The sequence below is a fragment of the Sphingobacterium sp. Mn56C genome, from assembly GCF_049319645.1.
In the GTDB taxonomy this organism is placed as follows: domain Bacteria; phylum Bacteroidota; class Bacteroidia; order Sphingobacteriales; family Sphingobacteriaceae; genus Sphingobacterium.
This window is the reverse complement of sequence record NZ_JBMOUC010000001.1, coordinates 1430982-1444486: the sequence shown is the minus strand read 5'-3', so window position 1 is coordinate 1444486 and position 13505 is coordinate 1430982. Positions and strand designations below refer to the sequence as shown.

The 13505-nt window shown below is 42.1% G+C and carries 11 protein-coding genes; 9 read left to right on the top strand and 2 right to left on the bottom strand.

The window, feature by feature from the left end; genetic code table 11:
• The first annotated feature begins 2 nt into the window (after positions 1–2).
• Genes ACL9RF_RS06095 through ACL9RF_RS06080 form a run of 4 tightly spaced genes read left to right on the top strand, consistent with a single transcriptional unit; the run spans position 3 to position 3562 of the window.
• A complete protein-coding gene (locus ACL9RF_RS06095; protein WP_422799712.1) occupies positions 3–887 on the top strand; it encodes a hypothetical protein in 885 nt (294 codons plus the stop codon).
• Complete coding sequence (locus tag ACL9RF_RS06090; protein WP_422799711.1) at positions 880–1818, top strand: CDP-alcohol phosphatidyltransferase family protein; 939 nt, start codon at positions 880–882, stop codon at positions 1816–1818. Before ACL9RF_RS06095 ends, ACL9RF_RS06090 begins: the two co-directional genes overlap by 8 nt.
• On the top strand, positions 1778–2824 hold the full coding sequence (locus tag ACL9RF_RS06085) for a lysylphosphatidylglycerol synthase transmembrane domain-containing protein (RefSeq protein WP_422799710.1): 1047 nt from the start codon (positions 1778–1780) through the stop codon (positions 2822–2824). The genes ACL9RF_RS06090 and ACL9RF_RS06085 overlap by 41 nt, the downstream gene beginning before the upstream one ends.
• Before the next feature lie 6 nt (positions 2825–2830).
• The gene (locus tag ACL9RF_RS06080; RefSeq protein ID WP_422799709.1) at positions 2831–3562 is read left to right on the top strand and encodes an HAD family hydrolase; all 732 of its coding nucleotides are present in this window, start codon (positions 2831–2833) and stop codon (positions 3560–3562) included.
• 1022 nt (positions 3563–4584) lie between these two features.
• Here ACL9RF_RS06080 and ACL9RF_RS06075 read toward each other — a convergent pair.
• Complete coding sequence (locus ACL9RF_RS06075) at positions 4585–5160, bottom strand: GNAT family N-acetyltransferase (protein ID WP_422799708.1); 576 nt, start codon at positions 5158–5160, stop codon at positions 4585–4587.
• Positions 5161–5401: 241 nt separating this feature from the next.
• On the opposite strand from ACL9RF_RS06075, the gene dapB reads away from it, so the two are divergent.
• A complete protein-coding gene (gene dapB, locus ACL9RF_RS06070; RefSeq protein ID WP_422799707.1) occupies positions 5402–6202 on the top strand; it encodes a 4-hydroxy-tetrahydrodipicolinate reductase in 801 nt (266 codons plus the stop codon).
• 177 nt (positions 6203–6379) lie between these two features.
• On the opposite strand, the gene ACL9RF_RS06065 is transcribed toward dapB, so the two are convergent.
• Positions 6380–7255 (bottom strand): sensor histidine kinase, encoded by an 876-nt coding sequence (locus tag ACL9RF_RS06065; RefSeq protein ID WP_422799706.1) that lies wholly within the window; start codon positions 7253–7255, stop codon positions 6380–6382.
• A gap of 269 nt (positions 7256–7524) precedes the next feature.
• On the opposite strand from ACL9RF_RS06065, the gene ACL9RF_RS06060 reads away from it, so the two are divergent.
• The 4 genes from ACL9RF_RS06060 to ACL9RF_RS06045 all read left to right on the top strand — a co-directional run bounded on the left by ACL9RF_RS06060 (position 7525) and on the right by ACL9RF_RS06045 (position 13480).
• Positions 7525–8088, top strand: a complete 564-nt coding sequence (locus tag ACL9RF_RS06060; RefSeq protein WP_422799705.1) for a TlpA family protein disulfide reductase — start codon at positions 7525–7527, stop codon at positions 8086–8088.
• A 109-nt stretch (positions 8089–8197) separates the two neighbouring features.
• Entirely contained in the window at positions 8198–8785 is a 588-nt protein-coding gene (locus ACL9RF_RS06055; protein WP_422799704.1) for an RNA polymerase sigma factor, read from the top strand.
• A gap of 48 nt (positions 8786–8833) precedes the next feature.
• Positions 8834–10036: a FecR family protein gene (locus ACL9RF_RS06050; RefSeq protein ID WP_422799703.1), complete on the top strand. Its 1203-nt coding sequence runs from the start codon at positions 8834–8836 to the stop codon at positions 10034–10036.
• Positions 10037–10138: 102 nt separating this feature from the next.
• A complete protein-coding gene (locus ACL9RF_RS06045) occupies positions 10139–13480 on the top strand; it encodes a SusC/RagA family TonB-linked outer membrane protein (protein WP_422799702.1) in 3342 nt (1113 codons plus the stop codon).
• Positions 13481–13505: the final 25 nt, after the last annotated feature.

Sequence of the window (13505 nt, the reverse complement as noted above, 5' to 3'; positions counted from 1 at the left end):
CGATGAAGATACTTGTAATAACACGGAAAAATACCTATTCGCCCAACCATATCGGCAATGATGCCGCCATCTTAAATGCGGTATGTGATAAACTGACGCTGTTGGGGGCAGATATTGAAATCTGCTCGGAGGATGATTTTTTGAAGATGACGGTGCTGCGTCAGGAGCTGATAGTTTCCATGGGCCGCAGTATGCTGCTGCTGGAGCGCCTGCAGGCTTTGGAGGATGCCGGTGTGCGGGTTATAAATTCGGCTTTTGGCGTTGCGAATTGTTTTCGTAAGAATATGACGCTGGCACTCTTGCAGGCGGGTGTGCCATATCCGCGTAGTAAGGTGCTGCAGACAACGGAACTTGTAGACGATACGTTTGCAGCGCTGCAGAATGGGGGGGTATGGTTAAAACGTGGCGACTTCCATGCCATTCATAAAGAAGATGTTTCTTTTGCCGCTTCGGCGAAGGAGGCGCAGCAGATTTTACAGGAATATGCGCTACGTGGTATTACGGAAGCGGTAGTATCGGAGCATCTGCATGGCGATTTATTAAAATTCTATGCCGTTCGAGGAACGGACTTTTTCTATTGGTTTTACCCTTACGAGTTTAATCATCATAAGTATACGGCTTATGAAGCCATCAATGGAAAACCTGTACATTACCCTTTTGACTTGAATGCCCTGAAACATGTTGCCCATGAGGCTGCCCGGGTGCTGCAAGTAGAAATCTATGGTGGCGATGTTATTATCGGCCCGAATGGAGATTTTCATCTTATTGACCTCAACGATTGGCCGAGTTTTGCCCCCTGCCGGGCGGAGGCCGCAACAGCGATAACAGCGCATCTGCTGCAATCTATAAATCAGCATACGCAACAAACCTTATTTCCACATGCTTAATACAGAACACGAAACAGCCTTCGAGCAGTCGCTAAAATCTAATGATACCGAAGAGCGTATTGATATTTGGTTTTATAGGCCTATAGGCTTCCGTATAGCGCAAGTATGCGCTCGTATCGGCATCACCCCGAATGCCGTTACCATCATCAGCATATTTTTTGGCGTTGCAGCAGGGGTCCTCTTTTACTACCAAGACTTACGGATAAATGGTATCGGGATGTTGCTATTGGTATTTGCAAATTCCCTTGATTCGGCGGATGGGCAGCTGGCGCGGATGACGGATAATAAAAGCCGCTTTGGACGTATACTCGATGGCTTTGCCGGTGATTTTTGGTTTGCTTCTATACATATTGCCTTATGTTTGCGCCTGATGGAGCAGGGATGGGGGGCATGGATATGGATTTTTGGCGTATTGGCCGGCGTGGCGCATGTCTTCCAATCGGCAATGGCCGACTACTATCGAAATGTGCATTTGTATTTTATTAAGGGTGCCTCGGGTTCTGAGCTAGACAATAGCCAGGATCTAAATGCCGAATTTGTGCAGTTAAGTTGGCGTAAAGATACTTTTCAGAAGTTTGTGCTTAATGGCTATTTGGGGTATACCCGGATGCAGGAAAATCTTTCCCCAAAGTTACAGCGTTTGCTGCAGTTGGTAAAAACACATTTCCCAAAGGTTATGCCTATGCAGTTGGTGCATGACTTCCGTGCTAAGAATAAACCGCTTATGAAGTATACCAATATTGTACAGTTTAATACGCGGGTTATCTTTTTATTTTTATGGTTGTTTATAGACCAAGTATGGTTGTATTTTGTTTTTGATATCATGGTATTAACGCCTATACTTATGTATATGGTACAGCGTCAGGAAAGGGTGAGTAGTTTCTTTGTAGATGCAATCGAAAGAGGGGATACCTATGGGCAAGACCTATAAAATACTATTCTTTTTATTGGGAATAGGTCTGTTGGGCTATATGGTGTACTCCTTAGGTGTGGATCAAATTTGGCATAATATTAAACAGACTGGATGGTGGTTTTTGCCGGTAGTACTGAGCTGGTTGGTCATCTATTTCATGAATGCTAAAGCTTTTCAGGATATTATTGTAGAGAAGGGAAATGCCTCGACGTATGTACCGTTTGCCAAGATTTTTCAGCTTACTGTTTCCGGTTATGCCATAAACTACATAACACCCTTTGTGGCATTGGGTGGCGAACCGTACCGTATTATGGCGCTTAAGCAACATGTCGGCGCTGCCAAAGCGGGGTCGTCGGTACTTTTATACACGATGATGCATATTTTATCGCATCTCCTGTTTTGGGTGCTGTCGGTAGGTTTGATAGTTTGGTTTGTGCCTAGTAGTAGTATGGTGACAACGGCATGTATTGTAATTATCCTGATGGCAGTCGTTTTAATTTCCTGGTTTTCTAGGCTGTATAAAAAGGGGCTGGTGGTAAGTGTAATGCAAAATCTGGCAAAATTACCTTTTGTAGGTACTAAAATCAAAGCTTTTGCAGAAAGGGAGCAACCAATGCTACAGGATGTGGATACGCAGATTAGGGCGTTGTACAGTCGGCGGCGTCCTAAATTTTACAGCGCGCTAGCCTGGGAGTTTTTTGCTCGGGTTGTTGGCTGCGCCGAAATATATTTTATTGCTATAGCCTTGGGCATAGATATGTCTTATATGGATGCTCTGCTGGTAAGCTCAGGTTCTTCGCTCTTTGCCAATCTAATCTTCTTCTTGCCGATGCAGCTAGGCACAAGGGAAGGGGGCATGGCGATGGCGATGGCAAGTATTGGCTATACGGCGTCGGTGGGCGTATTTATTGGCTTGGCGACACGCATACGCGAGTTTGTTTGGATCGCAATAGGGCTGTTTATGATGCTATGGGATAAAAACAGAAAAACCAATGTGGAAGATAAAAAAGTTGCAGAAGCTTAATATTTTATGATTAGAGGTTTAATTTTTGATTATGGTGGAACATTGGATTCCAGTGGCCAACATTGGGCTTCCGTTATTCAGGAGGCTTATACTAAAGTGGGGGTTTCTATAGATCCCACAGTTTACGAGGAGGCTTATGTATATGCCGAGCGGAAAATGGCTACGCATCCCTTGATTTTGCCCCATTATAATTTCCGGCAGATGCTGGAGACGAAAGTCGAAGCACAGTTTGCCTATTTAACGGACCATGGGCATACGATTCCGGCAGCCAAAATTCAATCCATAAGTGCGGAAGCATTTCTTGTCGCACAATACCATGCACAGAAAAGTAAGGCCTTTTTGGCTGAAATTTACGGTTCTATGCCCCTGGTTATAGTGTCCAACTTTTATGGAAACCTGAAGGCTGTATTGCAGGATTTCGGATTGCTAAGCTACTTTGATACGGTTATAGAGTCGGCAGTTATCGGCATTCGTAAACCCGATCCGGCTATTTTTCAATGTGCCGTGGATGAATTAAACCTACCTGCCGCGGAATGCTTGGTTGTGGGCGACTCTTACCGTAAAGATATTGTTCCTGCAAAGGCTTGTGGTTGCCAAACCCTTTGGCTGAAAGGTAAGGTTTGGGGGGATGAAACGGCTTTAGCATCGGAGTCGGCAGCAGACCATATTGTTTCAGATTTTGAGCAGCTGGCCGATTTTATTCGTCGCAGTATTCCTCAAAATACCAATAATTTTTAATTTTCAATACCTGCTATAGGCTGTTCTTTTTCGATTCAGTTATATTTGTAAAGCACATACTTTAGCTTATAGCCTAGACGGCGTCTGTTCGACGCCGTCTTTTTATGGTTGTTTTTTGGGATTTCAAGGATTTATCGTAATTATAGATTATCGATTATAGCATAAAGATTACATACGCTCGTTGATAAATTTTAGCGTTAAGTAAAAACGCTTAAGGCGGGGAACCTTAAGCGTTTTCTAAACTAACCAAATTATTAACCTAAATTATGAATGTACCAAAATAACGCAATTCCTATGCCCATAGTATAAGCTGACGCCTTGTTTAACAACTATTTAACAAAGCTATGACCTTAGTATGATAATTATTCTCTTAATCTATATTTTTGTTACGTTATAATTTATAATTACGCTATTTTTTGAACCTCAAACCGCGTTAACAGATGCACCGGATGGGGTAGATACTAAGACTATTTGGCAGGGATGTAGGTCTTTACTTTTAGGGTCGCTTATATACGGGCTTAAACTGCACAAAAAACGCTTAAGGCGGGGAACCTTAAGCGTTTTCTAAACTAACCAAATTATTAACCTAAATTATGAATGTACCAAAATAACGCAATTCCTATGCCCATAGTATAAGCTGACGCCTTGTTTAACAACTATTTAACAAAGCTATGACCTTAGTATGATAATTATTCTCTTAATCTATATTTTTGTTACGTTATAATTTATAATTACGCTATTTTTTGAACCTCAAACCGCGTTAACAGATGCACCGGATGGGGTAGGTACTAAGACTATTTGGCAGGGATGTAGGTCTTTACTTTTAGGGTAGCTTATATACGGGCTTAAGCTGCACAAAAAACGCTTAAGGCGGGGAACCTTAAGCGTTTTCTAAACTAACCAAATTATTAACCTAAATTATGAATGTACCAAAATAACGCAATTCCTATGCCCATAGTATAAGCTGACGCCTTGTTTAACAACTATTTAACATTATTATGCCCCAGCAGGAGCCGTGTTGCCTATGTCGTAGATTTCCATTGCATATAATAAAATTCTTTGTCCATTAAATTTCGCTCAGCCACATCGACGAATCCTAAACTGCGGTATAGTTTATGCGCCTTAGGATTATCTTTTGCTACCAAAAGACTTAAAAAGTAATGTTTCTGGTTGCGGTAGGTCGTCATAACATGCTGCAAAAGCTGTGATCCGATACCTTTTCCCTGTGCTTCAGGCAAGACCGCAAGGGTATCTATGTATATCTCTCCAGGTGCAGCAGGATATGTATCCGCAGGCAATTCAAATACAGATTCCATACCGGCGGGTAGGTTTTCAACCATAGTATGTCGCAACCCTGTTATTTCTTCCATAGGATAAAGGCAAATATGCCCTAATATCTTGTGATCTTCTTCAAAAACGTTAATAAAGCGGTAGCTGTAGGGCGTATCCAAGCGGCTAATGAGCTGCCTTAAATACGAAAGTCCTTGCGGCCTATCGCCTGCAAAAATATAGGCTACTATCATATGCTCCATCGCCAGATCAATTAATGGTGCTATTGCAAAAGCATCGGCTACACTGGCCTTTCGTATTGTTTTCATGTTTATCGTAATAATGTAATACTGATTTTTAGGGGCGACTTATAGCAAACGGCAAATAAATAGCCTACATCAGCAATCTTAGCCAGCAAATGTTATGCCTATGGCAGCAAGCAGGTTTATAGATTTTCAAAACGAGGAGCGTTTGTTTCCTAGGGATGCTGATTTGTGTGGTTGCAAATAAAATTATTTGTGGCTTAGCCTTTGTTTTGGTAATTTAAGTATTTACTAATTTTAAATATTTATGCTGAAGATATGTATTGCAGGAGCCACTGGATGGGTGGGCCAGGCATTGAGTAAAAGTTTGTTGCAGAAGGCGGATATTCAGCTGACTGCTGGCTTGTCGCGATCGTATGCCGGTCGTGATCTTTCGGAGGTATTGCGCCTCGACGGACCTCCGATACCTTTATTTGGGCATGTAACGGAAGCGCTGGACGCGGCAGATTTTGATGTTCTAATTGATTTTACTAACCCTACGATTGCAAAAAGTAATGTCTTGGCTGCATTAAAAAAGGGTAAACGGGTGATTTTAGGGACATCTGGTTTGTCGGATGCTGATTTTGAGGACATTGAACAAGTCGCCAGCCAAAAGAACAGCAGCGTACTCGCTGCCGGAAATTTTGCTATTACGGCAGTGTTATTACAACGTTTTGCCGAAATGGCAGCACGTTATATTCCGGAGTATGAACTTATTGATTATGCAGCTGCGGGCAAGCAGGATGCGCCAAGTGGTACGGTTGCTGAATTAGCCTACCGCTTATCGCTGGTTCAAAAGCCCAAAATTGAGGTTGATATCGCAGCAACCATCGGCCGCAAAGATGCACGTGGTGCAACAATTAATGGTATTCAAGTGCATGCCGTACGGTTGCCCGGACATGTGTTAGCGGTTGAAGCTATTTTTGGTGCAAAGGATGAAAAGCTGCTGTTGCGACATGATGCCGGAAGTGGTGCCGATCCGTATATACAAGGTATTTTATTGGCCATACAAAAGATAAACACCTTTACAGGTCTGCGTAGGGGCCTTGACACGGTCATGGATTTCTAATATATGTATAACGATATTTTTTACAAGCTCTGCCTTTTGTTCAGGAAAAGTAGGGCAGCAGGACAGCAGGACAGCAGGGCAGAAATGGAGCAGGGGGCAGGGAGAAAAGATAAAAACAAATAAAAGGCAATATAATACTGCCTTTTATTTGTTTTTCCTGGTCTAAAATGGGAAGGGTTATTTTAGTTCAATATAAAATTTTGCCCCATTACCTTGCTGACTTTCCACCGATAGTCCCCAGCCAATTTGCTTGGCCAGGTTTTGACATAGGGACAATCCGATTCCCATGCCGTGGTATGGATCTAAGTTGTTGTTTGCTTGTGATTTTCCCGAATTAATAAAGTCTACCTGATGCTCGTTCATGCCGTTTCCATTATCTTTAATAAAGAGTGTGATCTTTCCATTTTTCAGTACCTCATGGGTACCGATTTCAATGCGGCCTTTTTGCGGACTGTATTTAATTGCATTTGAAATAATATTCCGGATAAAGAAATCAAAAATTCCAGGGTTACCCTTAGACGACAACTCCTGCTGCACCAAAAGCTCCACCTGCAATTCTTTTTGTTTTATCTGTTGGTCAAAGAAGATAATTGTCGACTCCATACGGTCTTTAATTCCAAAGTCCTCTTTTACCAAGCCGGTTCCATTTAACTGTCCGGATGCCCATACAAGGATATCATTAACTACGTTTTTACCCTTGTTTACCTGCCTGGCAATATCATCCAAAAACTGATCGGTATAGAGCGTTTCCTTAAACCCATCCAGGTGCCTGAAATTTAATAACATCTGTAAGTTTACAAATGGCGTTCGTAAATCATGGGAGGCCAGCGAGAGTACCTTTAATTTAAACTCCTCTGCCTTGGTAAGTTCTTTATTTTGATGACGTACCTCGGTGACATAATTCTCCAACTTTGTGCTTAACTCACTAAGCATTAATTTTTCATCGCGTAGCTGTCGGTTTCTTTTTAATAAATGATAGATTAAGATACCTATAATGGTTTTGCTAATTACAATACCAGATACCAATAGGGTAATAATTGTTTCGTTCGTCATAGGGGTAGTTGTGTATAAGTGTATGCGATATACTTTGTTATTTTTTGTAAAGAGTTAAAATTATAAATTTTCCTATTAGAAGAAAAATATGTTAAAAAGTACGAAAGATTTACCTTATTTCCGTGCAAAAATTTTAATTAGTTATTTTAGCCTTATCTAAGGCTACTGTAGTAGAATAAAAATAAGGAACTGTAGAATCGCGTATCCTACTGCAAGTTAAATAGATACTGTTAAGTGTCAATATATGGCTTCTTAAAGCGGATGAATAAATGAAAAATATGTCAGGTGCCAAAAATACAACGGTTTTCTTAATTTCTATAATGCTTCTTATTTTATGTGCTGGCTTTAGGCGGAAATCGAATATCCCAGCCCAGGATCTGCCACCTAAAGAAACGCTGAATCCAAAAGCTAAGGCAGGAGATACGTTAGCCATAAACTTTATAGATAGCCAGGGAAACCTTATATCCTTAAAATCCTTCGTGGGTAAAGTGGTATTTATAAACCTATGGGCACGATGGTGTGGCCCCTGTTTGTTCGAGACGCCTGATATCCATGCGTTCCGGCAAGCGTTAAAAGGGGAGGAAAACCTGCTTTTTGTAATGTTGGATATGGATGGCGATGTTAAGCGGGCGCAAAAATTTATGCAAAAGCAAAAATATGACCTACCTGTTTATGTACTGGCCAGTGAACTGCCTAAGGACTGGTTTAATGGCGCAATACCAACAACCTTAATAATAGACAAAAAGGGTGTGCTGGCTGTGAAATTTTCGGGTGCCACTAGATTTAATACAGAGAAGATGCTGATGTGGATGAAGCAGTTGATAAATGAATAAAATACGGAGCTAATTCGTATAATCTACCTACCTATTTTGATTCCTTAATTTCTATTAAAATTTATATATTGCAAGTACAATTGAACTAAAACCTAAAAAATAGCTTTCTGTGCAACACATCGACTATAGTCAATATAGCCTGAATGATCTTTTTATCTTGGTAAAAGGCTCCGATAAAGATGCCTTTGATTGTCTTTATCGCTTCACCTTTAAGGGGTTATATGAATTGGCCTACCGTAAACTTCAAGATGAGGATGTAGCCAAAGAAATTGTTCAGGATCTTTTTGTGGACTTGTGGGACAAAAGGGAACAAAAACATATCCATGAGGTTGAAAAATATCTCTATCAGGTAGTTCGCTTTAAGGTCATCGATGTATACCGTAGGCGCCGGGTAAGTTTCGCCGAGCTGGACGGTATGGTAGACACCTTGGTCGATTACACAAATCAAGCCGATACCCCTTTCTATACGAAGCAATTAAAGCAGTATGTAAATAATTGGATAGAGACACTACCCAAAAAAAGGAAAAAGATTTTTCAGTTGCGTTACCACGAGGACAAGAGTACAGGGGAGATTAGTAAAATATTGGATATATCGCCAAAAACTGTACAAAATCAACTGTTGACGACGGCGAATGCCTTGCGCGGCTTACTGCAAAAGTATCTTTTATTAATTTTATTATTTTTTTTTGGGAGTTAATCTCTTTTTACCGACATATAATAAACAACCTCTTATAAATTCTATTATATGTCTGCAAATAAACGTCGTATAGAAATATGGATGGGCGTCATTTTCGATCGCTATTTACGCCATAAAGCATCGGATAGTGAACGCGAATTTGTGGACAATTTTTATGACGCTGTCCAGGGAGAGACTCCCACAGCAGAAGAACTACAGCGTTTAGAAACGGAAATAAAAAATAATATCGATACCCGCATAACGGCATCAACACCTGGGGAAAATGCGACTCATCCTAAACCTGATTTTAAATCTGATCCTAAACCTAAACCACTAAAATATCCACTCTTTCGCCGCCTGTCAGCCCTACAACTGGCAGCAGCCTGCATCCTTATTTTTATGCTGTCGACCTCGCTGTACTACATGCTGTGGCAAAATACCTCAGGTAGCAGACAGTTGGATGACGCCAACCCCAGCACTCCGGTTTTGCTGGTAGGAAAAAAAGAACGCTACAACCTTGTCGAAAGCCTCCCCAAGGGCGCAACCTATAAAATGCTGAACAACGAAAAAGTATTGGACCTATCAACGCTGGAAGAGGGCGGAATGTCCAAGGAGTTAACGATAGAAAATCCAGGGCAGCAGGTGTTTTCAGTGCTGCTGTCGGATGGTAGCCAGGTTTGGTTAAACCGCAATGCTGTAATCAGGCTAGACCCAGGTTTTGAACAAGGAAAGAGGAACGTGCACGTACGTGGCGAAGTGTTCTTCGATGTGTTGCAGCTGAAGAAGGATGGCCAGTCCTTGCCTTTTACTGTACAAACGGAGCTGCAAACAATTGCGGTTTTAGGAACGCAATTTATTGTCGATGCCAGCAAAAATACAGAGGAAAATGTGCAGCTGTTGGAAGGCAGCATACGCCTTAGCGCTAAGCATTCGAATGGAAATAATGTCTTATTAAAACCCGGACAAAAAGCCTATTTACAAAGAAACACCAATCAGATATTGGTGATGACAGGAGAAAATGAAACCAAAGCCAAGGCCTGGCGTAAGGGGATGTTCTACTTTGATAACGAAACTTTGGCTGCTGTAGCCGAAGAATTACAGGTATGGTATGGTATTACCATTTCCGTAAGTCCAGCTATAGCCGACCTACCCATCAGCGGGATATTCTCGCGGTACTCCGATATTATAGACGTTTTAGAAATCATTAAACTAACCAATACGATAACTTATGAATTTAAGAAAGGGGATTTATATGTAGATAAGAAAGATTAAAAAAAAATTAGGAATGCAGCCACATTCCTAATTGCGCCTGTTGAGAGGCTTAAAATAATTAATCATTATACTAATTAATTTATTCAAATGTATAAATTACGAATGAAAATTCGCAAACATAATTTGTTTGCGCAGCAGATTATTGTCTTTTTTGGGGCAATCGGAGTGATGCTCCTACTGTCGTCGGGAAAGCCTTCTGTAGATTTACAAAAGACGATTTCCATCGAATTTAAAGATGTTACCGTAAAACAAGCGTTTACCACACTGAACGAAAAGATAGGGATAAAGTTTTTATACTCCCCCAGAGATCTGAACGAGACCCGTAAAATAACCTTCAGCTTCAAAGATGCATCGCTGCGGTTTGTGTTGGATAAAATATGCGCTGTACTGGATGTGAGTTATACGGTAAAAGACAACACGATAATAGTAAAAAGAGCAGCGGCACAATCCGCAGGCCAGCAGCAAAGCCGAAGCATAACCGGTAGAGTAGGCAATGCGGAAGGGCAACCGTTGCTTGGTGTTTCCATAAAATCAGGCATCGGCGATAAACAGGTTATAACCGACGGCAACGGTAGGTTTCAACTGGATATTTCCGATGGCGAAACCTTTTTTACCGCAAACCTCGTGGGTTATGTGACGCAAAGCATACCATTGACGTCAGAAAATAACTATAAAATTACCCTTAAAGATAGCATCAGCGAAATGGATGAGGTTGTCGTCGTAGGTTTCGGGACACAACGAAGAGCTTCGGTCGTTGGCGCTATTACAACCATAGAGCCTAAGCGTCTGCAGCAGGGAACAGGCCGTTCGATGAGTAATAATCTTGCGGGGCAGCTATCGGGAATAATTGCTGTGCAGCGCTCCGGAGAGCCGGGATATGATAACTCCAACTACTGGATCCGAGGAATAAGTACTTTCGGAGAGCGACGTAATCCGCTGATATTGGTGGATGGAGTGGAACGCTCGCTGGACAATATGGATCCGGAGGAGATTGAATCGTTCTCGGTTCTTAAAGACGCTGCAGCGAGTGCCGTTTATGGTGTTCGGGGGGCAAATGGTGTTATATTAATTAATACCAAACGCGGAAAGGTGGGTAAGCCTAATGTATCGTTAAGATATGAGGAGGGGGTTACCTCACCCATACAATTACCTAAGTTTATCGGGGCCGCAGATTACTTGGAAGTGATGAATAGCATTCGTGAAGAGCGTGGCCAGGCGGGCTTATTCTCGCCAGAACAAATCGATAATATCCGGAATAAGGTAGACCCAGATTTATATCCCGATGTAAACTGGCTGGATGAAATTTTGCGCGACCATGCCGGAAATTCCAGGGTGAACCTTAATGTTAACGGGGGGTCGGAAATTTTGCGTTACGCTTTGGTAACTTCATTTTTCCGGGAGGCTGGATTAATACAGCGCGATAAAAACCAGGCTTGGGATTCCTCCTCCAAATTAAAGCGCTACAATGTTCGTTCTAATGTGGATATAAATTTGAGTCCTACAACCTTATTCCGTTTAAATATTGGTGGTTATATGCAAGATCGAAGTCGCGCACCGCAGAATGTAGACGAGCTCTTTCAGCAGGCCTTCGTAATTCCACCTTATGTGCATCCCACGATCTATTCTACAGGGCAAATTCCACGTACGCCAGAGCGCAGCAACCCCTGGGCTTTAGCAACACAGCGTGGTTACGAGCGTTTTAGCGACTCTAAGCTGGAGTCTTTGTTTGCCATAGAGCAGGATTTAAAGTTCTTTTTAAAGGGCTTAAAAGCGCGGGGGCTTTTTTCTTTTGACCGTTATTCTGGTAATTCGGTGGTGCGTAGTAAAGATCCCGATTATTTTAATCCCGCCATTGGCCGTGATGAGGATGGCAACCTAAATTTGGTGATCGATAGGTATGGGCAGGAGTTCTTGGGCTACAGCAGAGGCGCTGATTGGGGGGATAAAAGTTTATACTTGGAAGCTGTCCTGAACTATAGTCGCATGTTTGGAAATCATAATGTAGAGGGTTTGTTTTTGTACAACCAGCGTAATTTTGACAACGGTGATCTACTGCCGTTTAGAAACCAGGGTATCGCGGGCCGTTTTTCTTACAACTATGCTAACCGCTATATTGCCGAGTTTAATTTCGGCTATAATGGCTCCGAAAACTTTGCCTCCGGCAAGCGTTTTGGTTTTTTCCCATCGGCAGCTTTGGGCTGGTATGTTTCGGAGGAGCCTTTTATGCAGGCTTTGCGGGGCTCACTGTCGAAGCTTAAAATCCGTGGTTCTTATGGTTTGGTCGGAAACGATCAGTTGGATGGTAGAAGATTTGCTTACATCACAACGATTAATGAAATTTCGGGGTATACCTGGGGCCTTAATAATGACTTTTATCGTGCTGGGCGCTTGGAAGGGGATCAAGGTAATCTCGATCTTACCTGGGAGACCGTTCGAAAGGCTAATGTTGGTATTGAATTAGGCTTATGGAATAGCCTGGAGTTGCAGTTGGATGTTTTCAATGAAAAACGTAGCCATATTTTTATGCAGCGCCGCTCTATTCCAGGCTCTAGTGGTTTTACCAATGCGCCATGGGCAAATTTTGGAGAGGTAAGTAATAAAGGGGTAGATATGTCTCTGGAGGTTAATAAATCCTTAAACGACAACCTTTTTCTTTCGGTTCGCGGAACTTTTACCTATGCAAAGAATAAAATTATTGAGCAGGATGAGCCTGCGGCAATTATCGGGACCACACGTTCGTCTACAGGCAAACCTATCGGGCAGTTGTTCGGCCTTATTGCCGAGGGCTTATTTACCGAGGACGACTTTGAGAATGTTAACGAGGGTATTTTAAAGCCATCCATCCCTAGGCACACCTTCGGTCAGGTACGTCCGGGGGATATAAAGTATAAAGATTTAAATGGCGATGGTGTAGTAGATGCACGGGATAATACGGCCATCGGAGGAACCGAAGACCCACAGATAGTTTATGGTTTTGGGGCAAACATCCGGTATAAAGCGTTTGATTTTGGCTTTTTTATGCAGGGTGTAGCGAATACCTATAGAATAATTGGTGGGGCGAACTTTATTCCGGGAAGTGCCAATGGTGCCATGGGAAATATGTTCGATAATGTAGGCGATCGCTGGACCGTAGATAATCCAAGTCAGGATGTTTTTTACCCGCGGTTGTCGGACTTTCAGAATGCCAATAATAATATGCCGTCTACTTGGTGGTTGCGCGATATGAGTTTTATGCGCCTTCGCAATGTGGAGATGGGTTATAGTATGCCATCTCGAGTTTTAAACCCTCTCCATATTCGAAGCTTCCGAGTTTTTATGCGTGGTAATAATCTATTGACCTTCTCGAAATTTAAACTCTGGGATCCGGAGTTGGGCGTAAATAATGGGATGAAGTATCCGATTATGAAATCGGTATCGCTAGGTATTGAACTTAATTTTAAATAAGGAATTTAACGGATTTAGGAGATAA